Here is a 26,299-nt window from a genome sequence, read left to right as displayed (position 1 = left end):
ATAAAGAACGAGCCGCATGATTGGACTGCAGATATCTCATCACAACTTATTCCCGGTGTCATTTACCACAAAAAATGGTCGCAACTGAATAGAGTTCCGTCATTCAGCACCCATATCAGGAATAAATCTCTTGATACGGACGACCAAGAATTGAAATGATGGTTAATTGCCTCTCCTGCAAGCCAACGACATGTTTTTCATGACCATCGACCAATAAAACATTAATTCCCTGAAAGCAAAAAAATACCCAGCGTGTCGTCGGATTCTGACAGGGCTTTCGCTTCATATCCGGAAAGAACCTACTCTGTCGCTTTAATTCATGCCTGATTCGATGCTGTATCGCTGCGTAGACTAACAGGCAAAGCGTCATCATCATAAGCAACGCTTCTATACGTTCCGGCTTCTTTAAAAACAGCGAGGAGACCAGAAATTCAGGGCTTTTCAGAAACCGAAATCCACGCTCTACCGACTGCTGTGATTTATCACTTCAAACGAAAAACCCCTTACTTTTAGTGAGGGGATGTAAGTTCAGCTTGCAAAGCAAGCTCTCTGTACTATCTTTTTTTTGTCTTGGATGTTTTAGCGATTACGCTGCCAAGACAGGAAAGTAAAAAACTAAATTAGCTCCGTTTTTTGCCCGTGTCGTTTACTCGACAATCTTAACCGTAGGGCAAGAAAGCGAATAAGGTGTGTCCCGCTACTGGTAAGGGATGCACTGCGGCAGGGCATTGCCGTCTAGCTGTAAGAATCCTCGTCGTTTACGGCGAGGAGGATGTCAATAATAACGATGAAAAGAAGGACACAAAATATGGCATCTACAGAATGTAACAATAAAGGCCTGGTGAAATTAAACCAGTCAAATGGCATTAGCCATATCCTTCTTAACGATTCGTCAAGAAAGAATGCGCTTTCGAAAGACATGTTAAAATGCCTGATAGCTAGTTTAGAAAAGATCAAATGTGACAACAAACAAAAAGTACTTGTTATACGTGGAGCCGGTAATGTATTTTGCTCAGGTGCCGACTTACGATGGATGAAAAAAGGTCTTAACCAAACTGACAAAGAGAACAGAGCTGATGCTGCATTGTTTTTCCAGCTCTTTGAGTTACTTAATAACTTCCCCGGACCTGTTATCGTCTGGGTTGAAAAATATGCCATTGGTGGTGCTTTAGGCTTGTTGGCTTGCGCCGATTATGTTATTGCCGAATCCAATGTGAAACTATCGTTTTCAGAGGTTAAACTTGGCTTGGTGCCAGCCACCATTGCACCATTTGTGGTTAATAAAATTGGCCTTTCCCAAGCCAGAGTCTTGATGCTTAGTGCGCAAACTTTTACTGCTAAAAAAGCGAAGAAGTTAGGCCTTATTCATGAAATATTAACAGCCAAAGCCATTCCTGATAGAGTTGACGGTTTATGCTCTTTATTTAAAGCTAACGGTTCTCAGGCCATGGCCTCAACTAAGCATTTGCTTAACGAGTTAGGTTCACCGCTTAATAGTCATGAAATAAAAGAACTCTGCCTTGCCAAAATTGCAGAATCAAGAAAATCGGATGAAGGTCAGGAAGGTGTTAAAGCCTTCTTTGAAAAGCGTCAACCCGAATGGTATAAATGAGAAGGAGATGAGAAAATTATTAGTATATGCTCGAAAATCGGTACATGAGGAAAAACTTCAACTTGTCGTCTAATCTTCAATCTTATGATTACCCTTCCTGCCAACGGCCTGTCACCAAACCTGCTTGAGTTCATCATTCAGCAACAGGAACTGATCGCCCGACAGCAAGAGCAGATTGTTCGGCTTCAGGAGCAGAGTGGGTGACTTCGGCCTGAATTTTTCAGCCATAGAAAAGTATAAATTTTCTTGGTTTATTTATTTCTTAGGGAATAGCTGCCAGTGAGTAATAACTTTTCATGCGCATAATATTCCTCTGAACTTTCTTCTTGCATTACTTTCTCAATTCTTTTAAAAATTGCTCCACCATTGAGTAACTAACCGCAGTGTCTTTAAAATGTTTGAGGGTGGATGATTTTTCAGCTTCAGATGCTTCTAAGTGATTTAGCACATTGCTCAAATGCAGCTTCATATGGCCTTTTTGAATACCACTGGTAACCAGTGATGCTACAGCTCCAAAATTATTGGCCAGGCCGGCAGCTGCAACAAGCTGCATTAATTGTTCCGCAGATGGCTGTTGAAGAATCTGCATTGCGGCTTTGGCCATGGGATGCGTATTGGTTAAACCTCCAACAGTACCCAAAGCTAACGGAACCTTTAGCGTATAGGTGAACTGATTGTTATTGATATTTAAAGATGTCAGCGAAGAATAGCTTCCTGATCGAGCAGCGTAAGCTTGAGCTCCGGCTTCAATGGCTCTGAAGTCATTGCCGGTTGCTAAAACCACAGCATCAATGCCATTAAAAATACCTTTGTTGTGGGTTACAGCCCGGTAAGGGTCGTTAATTGCAATTTCAACAGCTGTTCTATAGCGTTCAGCAAACTCTTGCACAGAATAGTCACCGGCATAGGGTTGTAATTGTTCAATGTCGCATGAAGCAGTGCATTCAACCAAACATTCAGGGGTGTAATTACTCAGAATACACATGATGCTTTTGGCGGCTTCAGCACTTTTAAGCTGTTGGTGTTGATTAATGAAGTCCATCAAGTGAGGCGCAATGGTTTCGAGGCAGGTATTGATAAAATTAGCACCCATCGAATCGGCTGTTTTGAATTTAATCAAAGCCTGATGTGTATTGGCCATGTTGACAATTGATTTGAACTCAACATCCATAATACCACCACCTCGCTTGCGCATTTTTTTGGTTATACGCTCGGTTACATTATTGATTAGCTCAAGAATTTCATCTTTAAACGAATTCAATGCGGCACAATCGCCCATCCAGGTAAAATGGATCTGACCATTCTTAAGTGTATTTATCACTTTTGTTCTGAAGCCCCCATTTCTGGCCCAAAAGCTCGCTGCTTTTGAAGCCGCAGCCACTACAGAACTTTCTTCAATAACCATGGGTACCAAGTATATTTTATCGTTAACCAGAAAGTTAGGTGCGATGCTAAATGGTAAAATATAATTTGAGATGATGTTCTCTGAAATATCGTTAAATAAATGCTGCTTGTTTGGATGTAAAAACTCCCGGAATGATTCTGCCAAGTGAGGTGCTAAGGCTTGCTGTTCGAGTAAGCATTTCACTTTTTCTTCACGATTCAATTTGGAGAAGCCTTTTATTATTGAACACATTTAGATCTGTTTTACTTTAAGAAAATTGTTGGCCATGGCTCATGACGGGTAAATGTCTGAAAACTGCCTTTCAAAATGGCACACAATCACAAAAATTCCAGTCTATCGTGTAGGGGCTGAATAGTTACAAATAATAACACCCCTCTCATCAAAGCCTGCCAGAAATATAATGAGCAGGCGGTTGGTGACTGCTCCCCACCCTATCGGGTGAGGCTTCTGATTTCTTAGGCAGCAACCGACAGTCTGCCGGATTTACGCAAGCCTCCATCAGCAGAAACGGACAGTCCTTCCGCCTTTAATTTCAATATGCCTTGCTTCTTGATATTGCGAGCTGCATTAATATCCCGGTCATGGATAGCACCACAGCTACACTCCCATGATCGGATTCTCAATGGCATTTTTTCCTGTTTCAAATCGCAGACTGAGCAAGTTTTAGAGGATGCAAACCACTGGTCTATCTTCACCAGATGTTTACCTTCCTGCTTTGCCTTGTATTCGAGTTTGGTTATCAGTGAATGCCAGCCAGCATCAGCAATAGAACGAGCAAGACGCTTGTTCTTGAGCATGTTTTTAACTTTCAGTGTCTCCACAATCACCGCTTGGTTTTCGTCGATGAGTTGTTTTGATAGCTTATGCTGAAAATCATTACGGGCAAAGGCTACACGCTCATGCGCCTTTGCCACCAATAAACGGGCTTTGCGCCTACCTCTTGAGCCTTTCTTGCAGCGAGATAGAGCCTGTTGTTTTCTTTTCAGGTTACGTTGTGCTTTTTTCAGAAAGCGAGGATTGCCAGTCTTATGGCCGGTACTGGTGATAGCCAGATCAGTAATCCCCATATCAACACCGACAACCTGATTAGCTTCAAGATTATCAATCTGTTTTGGTTGTTCCTGGGTATCATCAGCCAATATGGAGGCAAAATACTTGCCGGTTAGCGTTCTGCTCAGGGTGATAGACTTCACCTTACCCACTATTTCACGATGCACTTTAGCCCTTATGGGCTTGCACTTGGGGATTTTTATCCCGTTATCGCCCACAGAGACAGACGTACAATGGTAGCTACTTTGCTTGCCATGCTTTTTCTTGAAGCGAGGAAATCTTGCCTGCAATTTGGGATTGAAAAAGTTTTGAAAGGCCGTATCCAGATTGATAGTGGCCTGTTGCAGTGCAATAGAGTCAGCGTTTTTCAGCCATGAGTACTTTCGGCTTTTCTTGGCTTTTGCCAGCAAGGGCTTCAGGTGTTTTTTGGGAGAAAGGCTCTGCCCACGAACCTTGTAATAATGAACCTTAATAGCCAGGGCCTTGTTCCATACGAACCGCACAGCATCAAACTGACGGTCGAGAAATTCCGCCTGCTCTGATGTTGGATAGATTCGTACTTTGGTGGCTCTCAGCATGGAACGTTATTTCAGTGCTCATTAATATAAAGTTTATATTACAGATATTTGAAAGAGGTTTTCAAGTGAGCGCACACAATAAAGATTTGCTTAAAGGGTATCTTCGCAAACGACATAGCGTTACCAAGCTGGTTGTTCATTTGGTGTTCACGACAAAGTACAGGCGAAAGCTTTTTGATGGCTATATGATCAAGCAGTTACGGGAGTCGTTCGAGAGTGCATGTGAAAAACTGGAATGCCAGTTACTTGAAATGGATGGCGAAAAAGATCACGTACACCCGTTGGTGGCCTACCCACCAAAACTGGCTATCAGTGTCATGGTAAATAATCTCAAATCAACATCATCAAGACGGTTGCGAATGCTGAATACCCACCTTACTGCTCAGAGCAAAGCAGGCTTAATGTGGTCAAGGTCTTACTTTGCTTGCAGTGCTGGCGGTGCAACTATCGAGACTCTGAAGGACTACGTTAATAGCCAGAGTACACCAGATTGATGGCGGAAGGCTCTGCGCCTTCCCGTCTTATATCCCCGCCCGCATTGGGCGAGGGTTTACGACGATTTTGCTAAACTTTTGGAAAACCAAAAAGCGCATGTCTTCATAAACTACCGTAACAAAGAAGAAAAATCTGCGTACGACATCGCCGTAGAAAAGGAAATAGGCAAAAGGACTATTGATTTACCCATCTCCAGAGGAGCTATAAAGCCAGCCCAATCCTCAAAAACAGAAAATAAGACTACTTATCACCCCAGGTCTGGTGATTGCTCCTCCGGGCTTGGTGGTTGTGGTGACTGATGACATCCTGCATTCAGGATAACTTTGCACATTGTCGAATACTGCGTGACACACTCCCCCCACTAAATCGGCAAGCCGATTCTAGTGGGGGCTTCTAATCGGGAATTACGTGCGACCCACTATGTCAAATAACATAGCCTCTCGCTGTCGTACAGGTTGCCGAACCACGACAGGGGAACTCTTTACACATACGCTGTGTCCCAGCGCATCGGCGGTAGAAGCCAGAAAACGGTTGTGTTTTCCTGATTTGTTTCTCGTAGTTAGTCCAGCAACGGTGACGCTTGAGTATTTGTCCAGAGGCTTATCTGTCTGTCGAGTAGGCTGTTGTCTCAGCCACCAAGCCCATTATGCAGGGTTTCGCAGTGCACTGAAGTTAGTACATGGGCTTGCTCTACGCAAGCCTCGCTATCCATCTCCATCCAAACCTTCAAAGGTCGCGCCGCTCCCAATGAGAGGCTATGGATGGAGAATTTCGCAAGGTTCGTTAAAAATCATTAAAGCAGTCAGACATGTTCAATGATCACTACCACAGGGCTCACCATTATGAGTACATCAACCAACTCAAACGATGTCAGGATCGAAACAGACAGCCTGGGAGAAGTCGCTGTTCCCGTTGATGCGTTATATGGCGCGCAAACCCAGCGGGCTGTGGATAACTTCCCGGTCAGTGGGCAATCCCTGCCCGAAGCGTTTATCACTGCCATTGCCCATATCAAAAAAGCGGCCGCTTCTGCCAACCTGTCGCTGGGTTTGCTCTCAAACGACAAGGCCGGATCCATCATCAAAGCGGCGAACCAGGTCATCGCAGCGCAGTACCCTGGCTCTTTTCACAGCCAGTTCCCCATTGATGTTTATCAGACAGGTTCTGGCACCAGCACCAATATGAATGTCAATGAAGTGATCAGCCAGCTTGCCAGAAACAACGGTACAACACCTGTCAGCCCAAACGATGATGTAAACCTTGGTCAGAGCAGCAATGATGTGATTCCTTCAGCCATTCATGTGACTTCTGCCCTGCTTGTGGAGCGTCAGCTTCTGCCCGCGCTTTCACACCTGATCAGAACCCTTGATGAGCGCATTCAGGACATTGGTTCGATTGTCAAAACCGGACGCACTCACACCATGGACGCGATGCCTGTTACTTTTGCTCAGGAAATGGGTGGCTGGAAAGCGTTGCTACAGCAGGATCAGGAGCGCCTGAAAACCACGCAAACCCGCCTGTTGCAACTGACACTGGGGGGAACAGCCGTTGGTTCAGGAACGAATACTCACCCGGACTATTCACAGACGGTCTGCGATGCTCTGGCAAAGGACACCGGTTTACCATTCACACCCGCCCCAAATTTTTTCGCCGCCCAAAGTGTTCCCGCTACCGCCCTGGAGCTGTCTGCCAGCCTCCGGGGATTAGCGGTCAGCCTGATGAAGATTGCCAATGATCTGCGTTGGATGAACAGTGGCCCATTGTCGGGCATTGGTGAAATTGAACTGCCTGCACTGCAACCGGGTTCCAGTATTATGCCCGGCAAGATCAACCCGGTGATTTCAGAGTCTGCCACCATGGTGGCCGCGCAAATAATCGGGCTGGATACCTCCGTCGCCATAGCTGCCCAGTCCGGTAATTTTGAGCTGAATGTTATGTTGCCACTGGTGGCGAATAACCTGGTGCAATCCATCACACTGGCCAGCAATGCCAGCACCATTCTGGCTGACAAAGCCATCAAAGGATTCAGGGTGCGGGAAGCGAACATTCACGAATCCCTTGACCGCAACCCGGTTCTGGTAACGGCTCTCAACCCGATCATTGGTTACATGAAAGCGGCGGAAATTGCCAAACAGGCTTATAAAGAACAACGCTCTATTCTGGACGTTGCGAAGGAGAAAACCGATCTGTCGGAACAGGAATTGAAAGAGATTCTTGATCCCGCCCAACTCACCAAAGGCGGCATTAGCAGAAAGTAATTCAGTTATCGATATGAAGCCGGTCACTGAGCCAGTACCAGGCTAGTCCCAGATACTCGTGCAGAGCGATTTCGCTGTTTCTCAGGTTGCGAGTCTGGGGCATCCAGTACCTGAGTTTTTTCCATGGCACCTCTGACCAGGGAAACACTGTCGGAGCAGGAATCACCTCAAACCCCATCTTCTGATAACTTAAAACGGATCGGGGCATGTGCCAGCTATGAGTCACCAGAATAATGCGAAGGTCTTCTTTCCCCAAATCCCTGCTTAGCATGTCGTAACTGTAGAGGGCATTTTGCCAGGTGGTCAGGCTTTGCTTTTCCTGCCAGCGGGTTTTGACGCCATAATCGTTACTCAATGTTTCCGCCATGGTTTCAGCTTCAGACCTTGCGCCGCCACCACTGGTCAGCAAAGGCACGCCACACTGGCGATGCACTGTTGCGCCGTAACGAATACGCTCCAGAGACAGGGCAGTCGGTTGAAAGCCTTTGTACTCGGGTCGGTAGCGGGGATATCCAGCCCCCAGGATCACAATGGCATCAGCCTCTTTGCAGGACTCAGTATCCAGGGCTTCATACCACTCAAGCCCTTTATTGAGAACCGTAGCAACCGGCGTGGTCGACAACAGGTACAAAGAAAACAGCGCCAGCCAGGGCAGCCATCCCAGTGTTGTCTTAAAGATCAGTCCCACAGCAATCATCCATAACAGCAAAGCCGGCAGCAGCAGGCTTTGCTTTAAACACCATCGCATGACAGGTTTCATAAAAATCCAGAAGTTGTTTATCAACATAGATTAATCAATGTATTCTTTTTTTAAAATGTCTGATTCCAAATAACAAGATGCCTGATCACCCATGCTGAAAAATTGTTTTGAAGTGTTTATCCGTTTCCTGACTCTGGGTTGCTATGCCTTTGGTGGGCCAACAGCGCACATCGGTTATTTCCACCGGGAGTTTGTTGAAAAACGACAATGGTTAAGTGAGCAGGAATACGCTGATACCGTTGCCCTTTGCCAGATGCTGCCCGGACCTGCGAGCAGTCAGGTGGGTATCAGCATTGGCTTTGACCGCGCAGGTTTGCCGGGTGCGTTGGCAGCCTTTACAGGTTTCACACTCCCTTCAGCCATTCTTATGGTCTTGCTGGCCATGGGTTACAGTGAAGTGTCCGGGCTTTCCTCCGCCATGGGAATTTTGCACGGTGTAAAACTGTTTGCGGTGGCTGTGGTGGCTGACGCGCTGATTAAAATGGGCAAGTCTCTCTGCCCTGACCGCCCACGGGTGACGATGGCCATCATCACCGCCGGCCTGATGTTAATGGTGCCAGGCGTCGCCATGCAGATGACTGTCATTATCGCGGGGGCAATAGCCGGTTATGTTATTTACAACCACAATACCTATACCAATCCATTACCAGAGGTTAAGGGGCGTAAGCGCATAGCCTTTGCTGCAGCCGTTTTGTTTGTTGCAGGCATTCTTGTAATTCCGGTTATTGCAGCACAGTCTGATAACTCTGCTGTGCAGTTGTTTGACAGTTTCTACCGCTCTGGCGCTCTGGTCTTTGGTGGGGGTCACGTGGTTCTGCCGATGCTTCAAGCTGAGCTGGTACACGACGCTGGGGTAACGGCTGACGCGTTTCTGGTAGGGTACAGCGCTGCGCAGGCCGTGCCGGGGCCCATGTTTACCCTGGCCCCTTTTCTGGGTGGTGTTTTTGGTGGCAGCTTTAGTCTGAGTAACGCCCTGGTTGCCCTGGTTGCCATGTTCGCGCCCTCTTTTTTATTGCTGGCTGCCGCCTGGCCATTCTGGAACCGACTGAAGGCGATGCCAACACTGCGTTCTGCCATCAATGGTATCAATGCCGTGGTCACTGGTTTGCTACTGGCCGCATTGTACGACCCGGTTATTACACTGGCGATTAAAGGGGCGGAAGATGTTGCGCTCGCGTTGCTGGCCTACCTGCTGCTGGCTGTCTGGAAGTTGCCGGTTGCTCTGATGGTACTGCTGTACGCAGGCATTGGCTTCATTCTGTTTTGATAGGATAAGTCCGGAGTACAGCCTCTGGCCACTACTCCGGTTGGGGGTTAGTCAAACAGACGACTAAGACCGCCCTTAAGGTGGTTCTTAATAGCACCAGCCCGCTCTGTTCCTTTGTATTGCAGATCTTCTTTCTGTTTTTTCGCTTCAAGTTTGGCTCGCTCCAGTTTTGAACCAGCGACTTCTTTACGCAAATCATAGAGTCCCTGCTTAGCCTGATGTTTTGTGTCCCTGCCAAGCTTGGTAAGGCTCTTCCATTGTTTGCAGAGAAAATCACCCAGGGGTTTGAACGACTCTGTCAATCCCTCAAGTAAATTGCTCAGGGCATTTATCAGGCCAAACTTTTGCTCAACATTGCGACCTGTCCGGGTCTGGCCGTTAGATGTCGTGTTCCTGTTATGACCCGGTAAGCGGGTCTGCCGGGCTGTAGTATTAACAGGTGATCCGATTCCTTCAAACATAAACTGTACCTCCTTGTTCAGTGGATGAAGAAGTTTCCTTCACTTATAAGCCTAGTTCTGAATGGTTCAATTTACTGTTGAAAAAGTTAGCAGCTCTAACAGACTGGTTACCATTAGTCGGGTATTGTGGCAAACTCTGCCCAACTGACAGTTGAGATAGAGCTTAAACGGTTCGGTTATTGTTTAACCGCCTGTTCTGGTGATTCTTTTTAACAGGCTCTGACTGTTCTTTTCTCAACCAGAGCTTTCTCGTTACCGGTGAGAGGGGCGGTAGCGTCATTGATGAACGGGGAATGCTGGTCAGTCGGTTTCCCAAGTGCTATGTGCTATTAAACAACAAGAGTTCAAAATGCAATTAATTGAGCCAAATGAAAATTTGAAAAATGAATTTTCTATTTTTATAACTGATATCAGAAATAATGACCCTGATCGATATTTCATATATACAGATGCTGAAATCAATTTATCAAAATATATTAACTCACTGTCAGAACAGAGAAAGGGCAAAAACCTTCCTCAAGGATATTCACCATGCAGTCATTTCTGGTTGATAGACAACAGTAATAATATTTTAGGTGCATTGAGGGTACGCCATAACATTAATAGTAAATATCTTGCAGAAGAACTTGGTCACATTGGATACGATATAGCACCAAAATATAGGAAAAATGGTTTTGGTACTTTAATGCTTCAATTGGGTCTTTTAGAAGCAAGAAAATTAAACATAAAAGAAATTCTTATCACGGCTGATGAAAATAACGTTGCGTCAAGAAAAGTTATTGAAAAAAATGGCGGTGAATATGAATCAACCAGGTTTGGGAAAACCTCAGGTATAAATATTGCCCGCTATTGGTCAAGAGCATGAATCGACACCCACGAAAGTATTACCGATCTGCCCTGCAAGAAGCCGCATAACGGATAAGGGTTAAGCAAACACGAACTTGATACTGCTCCGTTCAGCTCTGTTACCTCCGGTAGCAATCATATGAAATTATCTGGAAGGAAAGTTCCGAATGGATATCTTGACCAATTAACCTGGCGGTCAGGATCATTCTTGGCAAATCTAACCTTACATCTCTCAGGGTATAAAGAAGTATCGAGCCAACAGTACTGTACAGAGACCATATAGGAAGCACGAATCCTCTGGCACTATGGGGTTCTGGATAAATCTCAAGCTTTATTATAAACGGATTATTATCTATTTGGACGTAGTAAATCATTATATCATCACCAACCAGTAATGTAGGGAAAAGGGATATTGATATGTATAAAGTGGCTTTTTGTATAAAGCTCATGCGCCTGTAACCCTCAGAGAAATAGTATATCTTAGATGATGGAACAGGCACCGTGACGGCCCTCCAACACATAAAGAGGGTGTCACAAAAGGTGGCGGGCTTGCTCTACGCAAGCCTCGCCATCCATCTCCATCCAAACCGTCAAAGGTCGCTCCGCTCCCAATGAGAGGCTATGGATGGAGAATTTCGCAAGGTTTGTTAAAATCTTTAGCTGCGGTTTTTCAGATTGACCTTTCAGAACTGTCCGGGGAAAAAGAGATGAGCACTGAAACAAAGTTATCAACAGAAGAGCAGCAAGTGATAGAGCATGTTCGTGATATCAAGGCATTTTACTCCCATGCCACTTCTTATGCTTTGATCGTCGGTGCACTTTTTATTCTGAATTTTTTCGTATCGCCTGATTACTTATGGGCTAAGTGGGTCGCATTGGGTTGGGGCATTGGTGTTGTCTCTCATGGTCTCAGCGTTTTTGAGGTCTTTAACCTTTTTGGGCCGAACTGGGAGCGGAAACAGATAGAGAAAAGACTGGGTAAAAACTCGAAAAACGACACATGACCTATGTGCTCCACTCGTTTATTTAGTCGTTAATGGTTCTTACCGTCTGCCAGAATTTTGATGATAAAATCTGGCAGATGGTAAGAGCTTTTTTATTCATCACGACTGACTGATGAGCTATTCAGCTTCAGCTCGCTTTGCAGAAACAGCCGGATTCAGGCGGGCAAATAAAATACCCATTTCAAACAGCAGCCACATCGGCCCTGCCAGCAGTGTCTGGGAAATTACGTCCGGTGGTGTTAGCAACATACCCAGAACAAAACACCCGACAATGACATAGGGGCGTTTCTTTGTCAGAGAATCAATATCCGATACGCCAGACCAGATCAACAGCACCGTTGCAACCGGAATTTCAAAAGCCAGGCCAAAAGCAAAAAACAGCTTCAAAATAAAATTCAGATAACTGTTAATGTCAGTCATCACCGCCACGCTTTCCGGGCCAATACTGGTAAAGAAACCAAACACCAGTGGGAAAACCACAAAATAAGCGAACGCCATTCCGCCGTAAAACAACAGGACACTGGCAATTAGCAGCGGTATCGCCAGACGCTTTTCATGTTGATACAGCCCCGGTGAAATAAATGCCCAGATTTGATGCAGAATATAGGGGACGGCGATAAACAGAGACAATACCAGTGTCAGCTTGAAGGGAGCCAGAAAAGGCGATGCGACATCGGTCGCAATCATGCTGGCACCTTCGGGCAGATAGACCCGCAACGGCTGTGATATGAACTCGTAAATATCGCTGGAAAAGTAAAACAGTCCGGCAAACACAATCAATATAACCATTGTGCTGCGAATAATACGGGTTCTCAGCTCCAGCAAGTGCTGGATCAGTGGCTGCTCCCTGTCGCCGGTACTTGCACTGGAAGTCATGGTTTGTCTCCTGGTTGACTCTTAACCAACGAGCCTTCCTTGCTATCAAGCAGCTCCTTCTTATCAAGCGGCTCCTTGTTATCAAGCTGCTGACTGAGAGAACGATCAAGTTCTTCCTGCAACTGGGACGACATATTATTCATACTCTCCCCTGCCTCAGAAGCCTGCTGCTTTACACCCTGCAACTGTCGTTCAATATCCTTGAAATGCAAATCCTGTTTGATTTCTTCAATATTAAGCTCGCTTTCCATGGTTTCCCGAACATTACGCGCAGTCTGCCTGAAGTGATGAAGCCAGCGGACAGCGGTACGGATTACCTGGGGAAGTCTCTCAGGCCCCAGAACCACCAGCCCCAGAAGAGCAATGACCAATATTTCGGAAAAGCCAATATCAAACACCGGGCATTACCTCAGGATTTATCGTGCGGGATTTCCTTACCGGAAGCCTGGCCTTCATTCTTTTCACTGGCTGTAGCGTCCTTAAATCCTTTAACCGCACTACCCAGATCACTGCCCAGTGTCTTTAGCTTTTTGGTACCGAACAACATCACGACAATCAACAGAATAATCACCAGCTGCCAGATACTGATTCCACCCAGACCCATAACACTCTCCTGAAAAATTACGAACTCAATGAAGCATACTTGACAGTACAGCGACAGAACAATCAGTAGTCTCAGCTAGTCATTAAGAACAATACAAATAGTGGATGGTAGATTCTTAACCATCCCCAGCCAAAAACAACAGGAATCAACACAACCCAACCATAATGCAATGGGTTTGTTGATCCAGATCAACCCGCGGATGCGAAGTCCTTATAAAGAGATTGTACCATTACACGTATTGCACTTTTTTGTTCGGTTTCGTGCAAAGCTTTTCTAAACCTTGATGCAAGGCAACATACCAGATAGCCAGTCTGGCACAATCAACAGCATGATGAGTTCACTGATGTGGTGCGAAAGTGGCTAATATAAAAGATGTCGCGAAACTGGCGGGAGTCTCCATATCTACTGTTTCCCGCGTCGTTAACAATACGGCAGGTGTTGCCCGGAGCAAAAAAGAGGCTGTAGTGCGAGCCATGTCTGAGCTTGACTACAAACCGAACAGTTTTGCCAAGGCTCTGGTCAGCAATAAATCCGATACCCTGGGCCTGGTGGTCGGCGACCTGGGTGATCCGTTCTTCAGCCTGCTTATGCGCGGTGTTGAAAAGGTTGCGAGTCACTATAACAAACAGCTGTTAGTCAGCTCAGGCCACCACGATCCGGAAAGGGAAAAAGAGGCCATCCTCTCTTTGATCGACCGCCGATGTGATGCCATTGTCGTTCATTCCAAAGCGCTCTCTGACTATCAGGTGATGGAACTGCTTGAGTCTCAAACCAGCTCGGTCATTATCAATCGAAGCATTCAGGGCTTTGAGGCGCGTTGCATCTATCTCGACAACCGTAAAGCCGGAGAGATGGCCACCCGCTATCTGCTTGAACACGGGCATCGGCATATTGCATTTATCTCCCGTTCTTCAGAAAACAAACACCTTGAACTCGAAGATACCCGTGACCGCTACCAGGGCTATCAGGAGGCTCTGCTGGCTCACAGCATATTCCCGGACACTGGATTGCTCAGCAAAAACCAGCCTGACGAACAGGGAGGCTATAACGCCACCATTGAGCTGCTGAACCGTAAGGTTGAATTTACCGCTATCTTTGCCTACAACGATGCGATGGCTGCAGGGTGCATGATGGCGTTAAGGGAGCGCAAAGTGCAGGTGCCAAACGACGTATCAGTGATGGGGGTTGATGACGTACTGCTGGCACACTTCCTTAACCCTGGACTGACCACTGTCCGCTATCCCATTGAAGCCATGGGCACAGCGGCTGCGTCTCTGGCTCTGGCACTCGCTGGCGAACATGAGCCCGGAAAGCAGGAGCAGCCAAAACTGGTTCGGGAGTTTATACCTGAGATTAAAATCAGGGAATCGGTACGCTACCTGAAATAAACCACTGACCTCACTGATTGGGGCCAAATCACAGCGCATCCATAATGAGCTTTACGCCGGTTATCAACAATCCGGTGTAAAGCACCCTGTAAAAAATAGCTTCACGAACACGATGCACCAGCTTCATACCTGCGTAAACACCCAACGGGCAGAGAGGTAACATCATAGCCGACAGTATAAGGTTATCAACGCTCAGTTCACCCAAACTGCCATACGCTGGAATTTTGAAGAGATTCACTACCCCGAAGAATATCGCCATCGTGCCACTCAGTACCCTTTTATCCAGTTTCAGGGGCAGCATATACACACTGAGCGGCGCTCCCCCGGCGTGAACGCCAAAACTGGTAAAGCCACTGACTGTTGCCCAGAAAATGCCTTTCAGACGGCTGGGTTTATGGGGTGCGGCTCCTTTTGAGAAAAACTGATGAAGGCAAAACAAAATAGCGATGCTACCAATAAGAAAACGAATGGCATTTTCAGGCAGATGATAAAAAATCAGTAACCCAAGCCCTACCCCCATTAAGCCCGGTAGCATAATGACCTTCAGGATATTCCAGTCTACAAACCCTCTCCAACCCCAGATGGCAAACAGGTCCATGATAAGCAATAGCGGCAGAAGAATAGTAGCCGCCTGAACCGGTGGAATCACCAGCGACATCAGGGGAACAGACATCACTCCCATGGCGTTACCCAACCCACCTTTTCCCAAAGCAGCGATAAGAACCGCGGGTACAGCAACGAATAAAAATGGCAACAGTGGCACACCAAAGTCCATACTCTCTCCAGTAAAAAAGCCGTGTAAAACATACACGGCTCATACTAGTAATAAAAAGTACCGCTGCCGATTCAGAAGCCTAATTCACGCAGATAATTCAGACTTCGACGCACATCTTCAAACGGGCTGATTTCAGACTCCGGATCACGAAGTTGTTGCAGGGTTATATGGCCATCGTACTGAACCCGGTCTAAAGCGTCTTTGATTGCACAATAATCTATATCACCTTCACCAACAGACCGCAGGACACCAAAATCACAGGCGTCCCTGAACCCGACCATCTGACTGTTCAGGCAATGTTCAAGGCGCTGGTTACAGACATCCTTAAAGTGAACGTGCTCAAGCCGGAAAGTACACTCTTTCATCCACCGGGCAGGCTCAAGGCCAGCGTACACAAAGTGCCCTGTATCCAGGCACAGGCCAGCTTTTTCGTAAGGTACATCTTCCAGCATCCGGGAAATTTCATCATCAAATTCCAGATAGCTCCCTGCATGAGGGTGTACAACAGCTCTAATACCATAGTCGTACATAGCGATATCGGCAATGCAGCGTATGGTCGACATCATGGTCCGCCACCTGGGCTTGTCCAGTCTTGCCGCCTGGTCACTGATACCGGCAAAGCGCTCGCGGATATCATTGACTGCATCAACAATCACCAGCTGTTTTGCTCCCACAGCATGAAGCAGCTGACAGACCTTGCGGGTTTTGGACAGGGTTTCTTCCAGCCGGGTACGATCCCACAAAGGTTCAAAGACCCTGCCAGAGATAACCGACATACCTCGGAGACTCAGCTCGTCTTTCAGCATACTGCCATCGGTGGGAAAATAACCATAAGGCCCAAGCTCAATACTCGAGTAACCCGCCTCTGAAGCTTCCTGCAACAGATTTCGCCACACGGGGCTGTCCGAACATTGCGGATTGCCTATGCCCCAGGAGCAGGGGGCGGCGGCAAAACGGTAGCGATCGTGCTTCTTATTTGTATTTATCATGATCAGGTTCCCGCCTGTCGTTATTATTTCTATGGCATGACACGACTCATGACCTGATATATATCAGAGAGGGTTAATGGCAGGCATTGATATCAGACATTGTTTCTGTCGTTAATAGCCTTCTGTCCTATCTTTTTTTACGCTTTCCTTCATAGGAGGAGTCAGGCCTGTTTACTGTTAAGCCAGCCTCATCCAGAGCCCGCTGAAGAACAGAAAGGAAAGTAAATTTTTTTTGCTCATTTTCTAAAGATGATTTGTATGCTTTATTTTTATCAATTTTTTTGCTGACTTCACGGTAATTCTGAGACAACTGAAATAAAGCCTCCTGACTGGAATGAGCCAGTAAATTACGTAATTTAGTTAATATATTACCATCCTCACGGGGATCTGTTTGTGCAAGCCTTAAGCATGCCTCAACAATCAGTTCTTTATCCGTTTTCTGTTCGCTAAGTGTCTCACCGCAAACGTCATAATAGATATTAAGCTTATGCAGTTGATAAGCTTCTTCAAAAAAAATATCGCCAGTACATGTCGCTGTCTGTTTATCATCACGATACATTAACGAACTATAGGCACACAATGTATCTTCCGTTAATGGTAACTCCTTTAAATAAAGGGTATTGTCGACACCTTTGATCGGGCATGGATAGCGTTTCCACTCAAAGAATTGATAGTAATATTCAAGTACGTTAGTCACATTGAAAAATGCAATACTGAGGCCTTCGTCTGATATAATTTCTGCCAGCGTTTTCATTGCCGCTTCATCATAATAATTTGTACATACAGGATGGATATGTATTTTCTTTAATACTTTCTTTGTTTCTTCAAATCTTTCTTTGGATGAAAAACAGTGCCACTCTTTAAAGGCATCTCTATATTCTTTGGCTAAATATAAAATATCTTCTTCTGAAAAAATAATATCTTCTACCTTCTTCTTAACCGCAAGAAATGCATCCTTAATCAAATCTTCATATTCTTCTTCTCCGCAACGCTCAATTTTAGGAAGTTCATTAAATATAGAAATCAAGAAAAGCAGTAATATTGGATTTTGATCAAGGATAATAACGAGATTTGATAGTTTGGACAACTCTGGCAGGCAGGATAACAATCCCGACTCCCCGGTAACAATTGAAATACGCCTTTCCGAAACAGGGGAGAACGCTTTCATTTTCTTAAACGTATCTTCCAGTGAAGCGGTACCTTCAGAGATGTAGCCACCATGATATTCATTAGTAAACCAGAAGGTATTGCCAAAGCCTGCTACCGATTTAAAACTCTCACAGGGAGGGATTTCATTAAGCTTATTAACCACCTCCCGTACAGAGAAACCGGCAAAACAGCTTACTTCATCTAGTTTGTCACAATTAATGGGAATTCCGAGGTTACTCTGCACAATTCCCTGTGAAAGCGGCTGCCCTACATCCATGTTTTCAACACTGCATTTAAAATATAATTGTTGTTTATGACCTTCAGTTTCTGATTTAGTTCAGTCACAAAGAGTATGCTCGTTATGAGGAGGATGATGGCTTCTTCAAGAATTTCCATAACATGGGGAAACGAGGTAAAGGCGTGCTCCAGCCGTTGTTGGAGTTACTGGTGGAGCAGCCTGTCAAAACCAGTTAAGAGCCTGATTGCTTATGCAGCGGTCACCGTCAGCCAGAATAGGATCCAAAAAATCGAGCCAAAATAGCAATACCCTATTTGCTAATGTCTGCTTTTTATCCTTTAGTTTCAGGGGCGATCTTTGTGTATAGGAAGGTTGGTAAAATGGCCTCGTTTAAACATATTTTTGCAATGCATAATAATTACTCACCTGAATCTCGATGGAAAAAATCTCCTCTTCGTAAAGGCTACCGGACTATGGTTGCGTCTTATAAGGATGAGTATGCTGGTTATTGCTCAGGCATGGTGGTGATCTGGATAAAGAAAAGTATCGCTACCAATGGGAAAGGGGTTCGTCAAGCTAGTGATTTGGGTGATATGCACTTAATGGGAGTAGTCCAGTCGGCTTACGCAAGAAAAACGTTGTTTGAATCCAAAGAGCTCGATTATGGCGAAGGCCTGATTTATTTATTACAAAGCCAGAACCTTATTACTCTGGCGCATATTAGTGGATACGGTTATTTCAGTAGCGGCAATCTTATCGACTGGGTATTAAGTGAATCCGGACACTACATATTATTGTTCTTCAACAAGGATGGTAACCACACACTATATAACGGCCATGCAGTAGGTTTTCGTTATGAGAGTGATGCTATGGAGATGTTTGAACCTGAAGGTGGACTTTTTTCATACCCCAATCCAAAGGCGTTTGTCCAAAACGTAAGAGCACGTATTGATTCCGGCTGGTATGAAAGGAAGGGAGGGTGGTGGAATCTCCACAGGGTTGCATTAGATACTTAGCCTGACACCCTCTCAGGTGAGCCATCCCACTATGGCTAAGAGCTGGGAGCAAGTGTTCCGGTTCAAAGTCTGTGGCCTTCAGTTCAATCACTACATAGCAATGAAGCCTTGTTCAAGTTCCCGTTCGTTATAATTTGCCGTGAAAATCCCTAAATTGTGGGCACAAACAACCACCTTGCACGAGCAAGGAACCATCGTGTTAACCATAAGCTCAGGCTTGTTGTTGAACCTGAGCCAGGTAGCCGTATTCTTCCAGCTTGCGAAGCCAGCGTGATGCGTTCTTCCTGACCATTAAACCCTCGTAGTCAGTGTCAGGATCGACATATGGCTGTCGCTTCTTCAGTAAGGTATAAATCACACGAATCAGTTTATGGGCAATGGCAATCAAACTGCGCTTGTGTCCCCTGCGAATAACCAAGCCCTGATATTTGCCCTTGAACTGGCTCTTTGTCCTGATGGCCGCATTGGCCACTTCGCAAAGAGTCGTCTTGATCATTTTATTGCCTTTGCGTGTGCGACCGCTTTTGCGCTTGCCTGCACTCTCGTTATTTCCTGGGCAAAGTCCCGCCCAGGAAGCAATTTCCTTCATGCCACCAAACTGACTCATATCATCACCGATTTCTGCAATCAGTGTTGCAGCACTCATCTCATGAACGCCCGGTAACGTCTGCAGAAGCTGCCAGGCCTCTTTCCATGGCTGGATTACTCTCAGAATCTGGACTTCCAGCTTTTGCAGCTGCTCGCCAAGGAAATCAATATGACTCCGGATATCTCTCAGTACAATAAGGTGAGAGGTTGATAGCTTTTCGTCCATGCTGGCCATTAACTGTTTTTTGTCAGCCTTCAACCGACCGTCTGCCTTCTTGATAATGTCCTGAAGGGATTCTCCATCAATCAGCGCATTGACCATACGCTGGCCTGATTTGCCATTGATGTCGCTGATCAGGCCACCGAGCCGAATACCACTGTCGTCCAGTGTCTTATGCAGCCGGTTCTTCTCATTCGCAGTTTGCTTGACCAGTGCGTCACGGCGACGGGTAAGGAGGCGCAACTGCTCTTGATCTGGATGAGGTACAAAACTTGGACGAACCAGACCACAATGGGCTAGCTGGGCCAGCCACTGGCTGTCTAAAGTATCGGTCTTGCGACCGGGCACGTTCTTGACGTGCCGGGCATTCACTACCCAGGGGTTCAGGTCACGACCAATGATAGAAGCGTAAATACTTTTCCAGTAAACCCCCGTACTTTCCATTACAGCCAAATCAATCTGGTGCTGCTGAAGAAACTGACACATCGCTTCCCGGTCTTTTCTGAAAGTCCCAAACTCGTGGGTTGTTACCTGAACACTGCCGTCTGGCATTGCCTTACGAATAGAGACCATGACCATCATTTTATGAACATCAATACCTGCACAGTTTTTCACAATGGGTTGCATCGTCTATGCTCCACAAGTTCAAGGAAGAACAGCAGAGCCTGACGAACTGGATTGGATCGCCATAGTCTCACTTGGAGAAAAGGGCTGTTTGCCGTGCATTCAATGTTCCAGAGATGGAGCCTGATGGTACCAGCCCTGAAGCATGAGATAAGCGAGGGTGCGAACGATCCAGCCCAGGTCAATTTGAGTTCAGGGTCTAAAAGCCACTGCAAAGAATTCGACCACTGTCAGGCTCTGCCTCAGATACATTGTGGCAGCACATCATTTTCATTGTGCAGGGTGACCGGAAATGCGGTCATGAAGATTTGATTTGATTTCAAGATGCACAAACCGGGCAAGAATATTCAGCAGGTTATCGGGCAACAGCACCTCGTTCCACAGGTACTCTGTCCCATAGTCATTGTCGTTTTCCGGCACATCATTACCTGCTCCGCCTTCCGCCGTGCCTTTGTTAAACGGCAGAAAGAAGGTATCGCTGCCTGCCAGTCTGGTGGTCATATACACTTCGTACTGACTCACGGCAAAATGCACCAGCGCACCCCGTTTGAAAGTCAGCAACGGTTCCGGCTTGCCAGTTTCCGGGTCTTTGGGCAGACGGGTCTTTTTATACTGGCGAATGGCGTTATCGACGGACTGTTTAAATTCCGATTTCAGCTCCAGCGTCGCCACCGGCAAACCGTTGATAAATAGCACCAGATCAATGCGCCATGCCCTGGCTTTTTTACCGGTTTCAGCTAGATGCTCTGCCGTAGCATAGGGCGAATACACCAGCTCCGGCACAATACGACAACGGTTTTCTTTATAACGGGCCAGCGTATCCGGATTCAGGTTGTGTTCCGGCATAAACTGGCACAGAGAGAACCGGGCATTACGAATCTTCAGCCCATGACGCAACACACCCAGGGTGCCATAGCTGCGCAGTTCCTTGTCGATGGCGTTGGGGTTCGCCTTTTGCAGCTGCGTCACCAGGTGGCTGATGAAATGCGCTTCCGAATCATTGGGGAACAACTTGCAGAACTTTGCCCATTCCTTCGGCTGGGTGTCTTTTACAAAGGACAGTACATCGGCAGTGTATAAGGCGGTTTCCCGGTCGTACTGGTCAGACTTGCCCAATTGCCAGCCGTTGGCCTGCATCCGGGCGATGAGTTCGCTTTGGAAGGTGATTTCGGAGGTACTGTCCATATTCCAGGGTCTCAAAATGGTACCCTGAAGGTCTGCATTTGGGACTCTTCAGGAATTGTGCAGACAGTGTCTGCACAATGTTTCAATCCGGATAAATTGTCTCCGCACTGCGGAGACAATCAGAGAGGCTTATTGCTCGCTCTTGTTTTCAATGCGTTTCCGGGCGTTGCGGACGGCTTGTTTGAAGCGTTCTTCCAGTAGCTCTTTTGACGGCATACTGGTGAGGTAGTCTGCTAAATGGATACCGCTCTTATCCAGTTCAAGTAGTTCAATTTGCTTCTGTTTTTTGCCAGCGCAAAGGATAACGCCAATCGGTGGCTCCTCTCCATGCTGCCGGTCATATCTATCCAGCCAGCGTAGATATAACTCCATCTGACCTTTGTACTCAGCCTTGAACTTGCCTGTTTTCAATTCAATGGCAACCAGTCGCCTGAGCTTCCGGTTGTAAAACAGAAGGTCAATATAAAAATCATCTTCATCAATTTGAACCCGATGCTGACGCGCAATAAACGTGAAACCCATACCCATTTCTAACAGAAAATGCTCCATTTCCCGCAGGATAGCATCCTCCAGATCTTTTTCTACGTAGGTATCGTTAAGCCCAAGAAAGTCCAGAATATAAGGGTCTTTTAAAACAATATCCTGATCTGCCTTCCCTTGATCCCGCAGCATTTTGAGGTCATGCAGAATGGTTTCTTCCGGCTTGCGGGATAAAGCCGTACGCTCGAACAGCATAGAATCCATGCGCTCGCTGAAGGTACGCACAGACCAGCGCTCCTGAATCGCCATGGTACTGTAAAACTCCCGTTTCAGGGGGTCATCTATGTAGATCAGTAGCTTCAGGTGTGACCAGCTCAATTGTCTCCACACTGTAGAGACAATTTCCTCAGAGGTGTAAACCTCGGCAAATTTAACACAGTGGCGCAGTTGTTGAGGGCTCCAGCCTTTGCCGTAAAACCGGACAAGCTGTTGCGACAAACCGGAGATAATCTGCTTGCCATAATCTGCTCGCTCGCCTTTGAGTACCTCGTCATTAATCCGCTGCCCCACCTGCCAGTAAAGCAGGGTCAGCTCGGCGTTCACTGCTACAGCAGCCCGCTGTTTGGCAGACTGGATCATATCTTTGATGTCGCCGAACAGGGTGTCCGGGCTGTCTGGCTTTGCCGGTGAATCGGGTGTCTTGCTCATACGGCGACCTTTTGTTTTTGTTCGGGGGCTTGCCAGTCACGCACGTCGATTTTGCCGGTGACGGCGGCGGAGATCAGGGCGGTTCGGCGTTCCTGTAACAATGTTACTTGTGATTGAGCATCATCAATTAGAGCACCATATCGTTTAGCTTTTTCTCGCAGAAATAATTTGATTTCAACTTGCTCAATTTCAGGAGGTGAAACAATCAAAAAATTGCGTATGTCTTCAACATTAATTCGCTTGAATGTTGAACCAATAAGCAAACTATCCAACTGGAGCTTTACTACTGGGGAGTTCAACTGGTGCAACAAATATTCAGAATTGAAGTTTTGATTCGCTCTGAGCAGGCAAACATCCTGCCCCATCGCAAAAGTATCACAACCTGATACCAAGGCAGCTTCACCTACAGTAGCGTTACGGCTGTATATAATGTCTCCAACAACAGGCTTCCGACCACCATCAATAAGCAAATCATAAAATTTTTGAGTAGTTTTCTTTGCTTCACTGAGATCAACAGCCCAGTCTTTGACCTCCCTGATACTTGCAAGAGGTATCCCGTCATCAACAAATTCTGCGGTGATATGCTTGCAGTCCAAAATATTTGAAAATCGTTTAAGTGGAGCGACAACCCAATGCTCTGGCACTTCCCCAAGCCACTCCACACCGGAATCCTTCATCGGCGCATTGGGGTTCAGCCCCTTGGTGACGGCATGACTGATCACCGCCTGTCGTTTTTCCTGCAATAGCCGGATCAGGGATTGCTGCTCTTCGATCAGGGTGTCGATTTTGGCGGTTTCGTGGTCGAGGAATTTGGCAATTTTGATTTCTTCATTTCTCGTCGGTGCTGCGTAGGAAAAGTTCACAAACGTATCTTGGTATAGATGAACGATTGTGCTGCCAGTCTTGTTGTAATCAACGAAATCAGTGAATACTTTTGACTGAAGTAACCAATAGTAAAATCGGGTAGAAAAATTATCTCTGGCAGGACGAACGACAAAAACGCCACTATTCAAAGTAGCTTTTTGATCATTTAACCCCTGTACCAGTGCTACTTTTCCAATGGTTCCATCCTTTGTCAGCAAAAGATCACCTTCAACAAGCTGGATATAAGGGTCTTGCTCATACCTTACGAGATCGCAATGATAACAGCCATCCCAGCTGATTCTTGGGCCTTTGAAATCACTACCCGTGACTAAGTAAGGACCTTCTTCAGTAAAATCATCTGATTTCAAACCATGCCAACCAACACGAGCTTTGACATAAGCTTCAAACTTTACTCGGGTAAGACTCCAGTTTTCAGGATACTCTCCCACCCAGATGATTTCTGAATCCTCATATTTCGGATAAGCGTTATATCTGCCACCCATCACGAATGCACCTCCGCCAGCAGCTTCATAATCCGCCCGCTGACGGCACCCAAATCCGCATCAATGGCTTCCAGCGCACGGGGCGGCTGGTACGCATAGAAATGGCGGTTAAAGGGAATCTCGTAACCCACCACGCCAATCTGCTCGTCCTGGACGTCGCACTTGTCGGCATTGATCCAGGCATCCGGCACATGGGGAACCACTTCCCGGTTGAAATAGGTTTCAATTAGTTTGGAGTTGCTGACGGATGGGTCAAGGGGGATGTTTTCGTTATCCCGCAGATCGCCGTCGGGCTGGAATTCGACCACTTTGCCTTTGTATTCAAAAGCACCATACAGCGGTTGAGCTTCTTCTTTCAGAACTTTCTTAACCACGGGTTCGGCTTCGGGGTTCTTCCATGTGACGGCATCCAGAAACTGCTTTTTCTCTTTGGCATCGAATTTGATACCGGTGGATTTAAGCGCCGCTTTCAGTTGGGTATCGAACTGGTTGAAGTCGTTAAACAGCTCAGTGCCTATAGCCAACAGTAGCTTCTCCGCCTTTTCCGTCAGGTTAGTCTGGAATAGCCAAATTTTGTCGTTCAATACCTCTTTGATCTGTTTTTCTTTAAGCTCTTTGAAGTCGGCTTTTATTTTGTTGCGAATGGCGGTCTCGTTTTCTGCCAGTTCGGTGTGAATCTCGAAACCAAATTCGTCTATCATCCAGCTCATTATGGCTTTATAAGGTCTGGGAGCAACAAGTAAGCCTGCTACAGCTTCATAGGTGATCTGGGCCGACAGGCGCAGTGGGCGTTCAACGGTAATACGACGGTAGCCGAATTCGTGGGTGTCGAAAATCTTAGAGGCAAATCGATCATCGCTTGCTACCTCGAAAGCACCAAAGCTGCGGGTAATCGTCTTCCGGTCAGCCTCACTCATAATATTACGCTTGGAACCAAGCGACTTACGCATCTTGCCAAACAGGTTCGCCCCGTTAATCAACTGCACCTTGCCTTTGCGCTCGTCCGACTTCTTATTGGTCAGCACCCAGATATAGGTAGCGATGCCGGTGTTGTAGAACATATCCGTGGGCAGGGCGACTATGGCTTCCAGCAGGTCGGCCTCAAGAATGTAACGCCGGATTTCGCTTTCGCCACTACCTGCACCGCCGGCAAACAGCGGCGAACCGTTCAGGATAATGCCGATGCGGCTGGGGTTGCTGTTATCCGTTGCATCCGTTCTGAACTTGCTGATCAGGTGCATCAAAAATAGCAGGGAACCATCGGATACCCTTGGCAGTCCGGGGCCAAAACGACCATCGAAGCCTTTGTGGGTGTGTTCGTCTTTGATGTGGCTTTCGATCTTTTTCCAGTCCACACCAAACGGCGGATTGGAGAGCATATAGTCAAACTGGTCGCTGGCGAGTTGATCCTGTGACAGGGTGTTGCCCAGCTTGATACGGCTGACATCCTGCCCTTTGATCATCATATCGGCTTTACAGATGGCGTAGGATTCCGGGTTCAGCTCCTGACCAAAGGCATGCATGACGGCATCGGGGTTGTGGGTGTAAACGTATTCCATACCGGACGACAGAAAGCCACCTGTTCCGGCAGTGGGGTCGTAGATGGTGCGGATCACGCCTTCTTTTGTCAGTGCATCGTCGTCTTCCATAAACACCAGCGAGGTGGTGAGTTCCACAATATCCCTGGGGGTAAAGTGCTCACCGGCAGTTTCGTTGGAAGATTCCGCAAAGCGACGGATCAGTTCTTCAAATACCAGACCCATGTCGTGATTGGAGATCGCTTTCGGACTGAGGTCGATGGTGGCGAACTTCCGCACCACTTTATACAGCAGGTTGGCTTCGTTGAGGGTGCCGACAAATTCATCAAACTTGAAATGCTCGAAGATTTCACGGGCATCACGGGAGAAAGACTGGATGTAAGTTTCCAGGTTGTCTTTGATGCCTTGCTGCCCCAGCTTTTGCAGGTTCATGGGGGAGGTGTTGAAAAACACCATGCCTTCCGGTTTGTCGGTGGTTCTCGTTGCCCGCAGCAGCATTTTCTCTTTGCCGTCTTCCGGCAGATTCATGGCCTTGAGTTTTTCATACTGCGCCAGTACTGCGTCTTTGCCCGGTTCCAATACACATTCCAGACGACGCAGCAGGGTAAAGGGCAGAATGATACGTCCGTACTGGGACTGTTTGAAATCTCCCCGCAGGAGGTCGGCTACGGACCAGATGAAAGCGGCTAGGTTGGTTTGGGTGTTGGGCATGGGTTACTTCGATCCAGCAAATGGGAAACACCGGGACTGATCATCCAGAAGACGTTCCTTTTATGATGCCGTCTATGCAGTAGTTTGCCCGGTGGCTCAGATAATCG

23 protein-coding genes and 1 pseudogene are annotated in these 26,299 nt (G+C 46.7%); 8 read left to right on the top strand and 16 right to left on the bottom strand.

Annotated features, from left to right (window positions below; genetic code table 11):
• Positions 1-115 precede the first annotated feature (115 nt).
• Positions 116-481: pseudogene (locus NX720_RS14280) on the bottom strand (IS1634 family transposase); the annotation flags it as partial.
• Positions 482-808: 327 nt separating this feature from the next.
• Between NX720_RS14280 and NX720_RS14275 the strand changes: the two are divergent.
• Positions 809-1,612, top strand: coding sequence for an enoyl-CoA hydratase-related protein (locus NX720_RS14275; protein ID WP_262595478.1), 804 nt, complete (start codon positions 809-811; stop codon positions 1,610-1,612).
• Between the two features lie 331 nt (positions 1,613-1,943).
• On the opposite strand, the gene NX720_RS14270 is transcribed toward NX720_RS14275, so the two are convergent.
• Positions 1,944-3,218 carry a hypothetical protein gene (locus NX720_RS14270; protein WP_262595477.1) on the bottom strand — a complete coding sequence of 425 codons (1,275 nt, stop codon included), beginning with the start codon at positions 3,216-3,218 and terminating at the stop codon, positions 1,944-1,946.
• Positions 3,219-3,472: 254 nt separating this feature from the next.
• Positions 3,473-4,645 (bottom strand): RNA-guided endonuclease InsQ/TnpB family protein, encoded by a 1,173-nt coding sequence (locus tag NX720_RS14265; protein WP_262595476.1) that lies wholly within the window; start codon positions 4,643-4,645, stop codon positions 3,473-3,475.
• A 65-nt stretch (positions 4,646-4,710) separates the two neighbouring features.
• On the opposite strand from NX720_RS14265, the gene tnpA reads away from it, so the two are divergent.
• Entirely contained in the window at positions 4,711-5,139 is a 429-nt protein-coding gene (gene tnpA, locus NX720_RS14260; RefSeq protein WP_262595475.1) for an IS200/IS605 family transposase, read from the top strand.
• 843 nt (positions 5,140-5,982) lie between these two features.
• Complete coding sequence (locus tag NX720_RS14255; protein ID WP_262595474.1) at positions 5,983-7,398, top strand: class II fumarate hydratase; 1,416 nt, start codon at positions 5,983-5,985, stop codon at positions 7,396-7,398.
• Between the two features lies 1 nt (position 7,399).
• Here the strand turns inward: NX720_RS14255 and NX720_RS14250 are convergent, their stop codons facing one another.
• Positions 7,400-8,146, bottom strand: coding sequence for a YdcF family protein (locus NX720_RS14250; RefSeq protein WP_262595472.1), 747 nt, complete (start codon positions 8,144-8,146; stop codon positions 7,400-7,402).
• A 103-nt stretch (positions 8,147-8,249) separates the two neighbouring features.
• Between NX720_RS14250 and chrA the strand changes: the two genes are divergently transcribed.
• Positions 8,250-9,425 carry a chromate efflux transporter gene (gene chrA / locus NX720_RS14245; protein ID WP_262595471.1) on the top strand — a complete coding sequence of 392 codons (1,176 nt, stop codon included), beginning with the start codon at positions 8,250-8,252 and terminating at the stop codon, positions 9,423-9,425.
• 47 nt (positions 9,426-9,472) lie between these two features.
• On the opposite strand, the gene NX720_RS14240 is transcribed toward chrA, so the two are convergent.
• The gene (locus tag NX720_RS14240; RefSeq protein ID WP_262595470.1) at positions 9,473-9,886 is read right to left on the bottom strand and encodes a hypothetical protein; all 414 of its coding nucleotides are present in this window, start codon (positions 9,884-9,886) and stop codon (positions 9,473-9,475) included.
• A gap of 349 nt (positions 9,887-10,235) precedes the next feature.
• Between NX720_RS14240 and NX720_RS14235 the strand changes: the two genes are divergently transcribed.
• Positions 10,236-10,751, top strand: coding sequence for a GNAT family N-acetyltransferase (locus NX720_RS14235; protein ID WP_262595469.1), 516 nt, complete (start codon positions 10,236-10,238; stop codon positions 10,749-10,751).
• A 592-nt stretch (positions 10,752-11,343) separates the two neighbouring features.
• Complete coding sequence (locus tag NX720_RS14230; protein ID WP_262595468.1) at positions 11,344-11,736, top strand: 2TM domain-containing protein; 393 nt, start codon at positions 11,344-11,346, stop codon at positions 11,734-11,736.
• 117 nt (positions 11,737-11,853) lie between these two features.
• On the opposite strand, the gene tatC is transcribed toward NX720_RS14230, so the two are convergent.
• From tatC to NX720_RS14215, 3 genes are read right to left on the bottom strand one after another with little or no spacing between them, the layout of a single operon-like run.
• Positions 11,854-12,612, bottom strand: a complete 759-nt coding sequence (gene tatC / locus NX720_RS14225) for a twin-arginine translocase subunit TatC (protein ID WP_262595467.1) — start codon at positions 12,610-12,612, stop codon at positions 11,854-11,856.
• The gene (tatB, locus tag NX720_RS14220; RefSeq protein ID WP_262595465.1) at positions 12,609-13,010 is read right to left on the bottom strand and encodes a Sec-independent protein translocase protein TatB; all 402 of its coding nucleotides are present in this window, start codon (positions 13,008-13,010) and stop codon (positions 12,609-12,611) included. The genes tatC and tatB overlap by 4 nt, the downstream gene beginning before the upstream one ends.
• A gap of 11 nt (positions 13,011-13,021) precedes the next feature.
• Positions 13,022-13,216: a Sec-independent protein translocase subunit TatA gene (locus tag NX720_RS14215; RefSeq protein WP_404830993.1), complete on the bottom strand. Its 195-nt coding sequence runs from the start codon at positions 13,214-13,216 to the stop codon at positions 13,022-13,024.
• Positions 13,217-13,572: 356 nt separating this feature from the next.
• Here NX720_RS14215 and NX720_RS14210 point away from each other — a divergent pair, with 356 nt between their 5' ends.
• Positions 13,573-14,604: a LacI family DNA-binding transcriptional regulator gene (locus NX720_RS14210; RefSeq protein WP_262595464.1), complete on the top strand. Its 1,032-nt coding sequence runs from the start codon at positions 13,573-13,575 to the stop codon at positions 14,602-14,604.
• A gap of 28 nt (positions 14,605-14,632) precedes the next feature.
• Here NX720_RS14210 and NX720_RS14205 read toward each other — a convergent pair whose 3' ends face one another.
• The 3 genes from NX720_RS14205 to NX720_RS14195 all read right to left on the bottom strand — a co-directional run bounded on the left by NX720_RS14205 (position 14,633) and on the right by NX720_RS14195 (position 17,794).
• Complete coding sequence (locus NX720_RS14205) at positions 14,633-15,379, bottom strand: sulfite exporter TauE/SafE family protein (protein ID WP_262595463.1); 747 nt, start codon at positions 15,377-15,379, stop codon at positions 14,633-14,635.
• 71 nt (positions 15,380-15,450) lie between these two features.
• Positions 15,451-16,368, bottom strand: a complete 918-nt coding sequence (locus NX720_RS14200; protein WP_262595462.1) for a TIM barrel protein — start codon at positions 16,366-16,368, stop codon at positions 15,451-15,453.
• Positions 16,369-16,495: 127 nt separating this feature from the next.
• Positions 16,496-17,794 (bottom strand): hypothetical protein, encoded by a 1,299-nt coding sequence (locus tag NX720_RS14195; protein ID WP_262595461.1) that lies wholly within the window; start codon positions 17,792-17,794, stop codon positions 16,496-16,498.
• A gap of 281 nt (positions 17,795-18,075) precedes the next feature.
• On the opposite strand from NX720_RS14195, the gene NX720_RS14190 reads away from it, so the two are divergent.
• On the top strand, positions 18,076-18,771 hold the full coding sequence (locus tag NX720_RS14190) for a hypothetical protein (RefSeq protein ID WP_262595460.1): 696 nt from the start codon (positions 18,076-18,078) through the stop codon (positions 18,769-18,771).
• Between the two features lie 211 nt (positions 18,772-18,982).
• Here NX720_RS14190 and NX720_RS14185 read toward each other — a convergent pair whose 3' ends face one another.
• From NX720_RS14185 to NX720_RS14165, 5 genes are all read right to left on the bottom strand, one after another.
• On the bottom strand, positions 18,983-20,206 hold the full coding sequence (locus NX720_RS14185; protein WP_262595459.1) for an IS110 family RNA-guided transposase: 1,224 nt from the start codon (positions 20,204-20,206) through the stop codon (positions 18,983-18,985).
• Positions 20,207-20,473: 267 nt separating this feature from the next.
• Positions 20,474-21,403 carry a type I restriction endonuclease gene (locus tag NX720_RS14180; protein ID WP_262595458.1) on the bottom strand — a complete coding sequence of 310 codons (930 nt, stop codon included), beginning with the start codon at positions 21,401-21,403 and terminating at the stop codon, positions 20,474-20,476.
• Between the two features lie 114 nt (positions 21,404-21,517).
• Positions 21,518-22,576 (bottom strand): PDDEXK nuclease domain-containing protein, encoded by a 1,059-nt coding sequence (locus tag NX720_RS14175; protein ID WP_262595457.1) that lies wholly within the window; start codon positions 22,574-22,576, stop codon positions 21,518-21,520.
• Positions 22,573-23,943 (bottom strand): restriction endonuclease subunit S, encoded by a 1,371-nt coding sequence (locus NX720_RS14170; protein WP_262595456.1) that lies wholly within the window; start codon positions 23,941-23,943, stop codon positions 22,573-22,575. The genes NX720_RS14175 and NX720_RS14170 overlap by 4 nt, the downstream gene beginning before the upstream one ends.
• On the bottom strand, positions 23,943-26,192 hold the full coding sequence (locus tag NX720_RS14165; protein WP_262595455.1) for a type I restriction-modification system subunit M: 2,250 nt from the start codon (positions 26,190-26,192) through the stop codon (positions 23,943-23,945). The genes NX720_RS14170 and NX720_RS14165 overlap by 1 nt, the downstream gene beginning before the upstream one ends.
• Positions 26,193-26,299: the final 107 nt, after the last annotated feature.

It is taken from the genome of Endozoicomonas euniceicola (assembly GCF_025562755.1).
Classification (GTDB): domain Bacteria; phylum Pseudomonadota; class Gammaproteobacteria; order Pseudomonadales; family Endozoicomonadaceae; genus Endozoicomonas_A; species Endozoicomonas_A euniceicola.
This window is presented reverse-complemented; position numbering and strand designations above follow the sequence as displayed.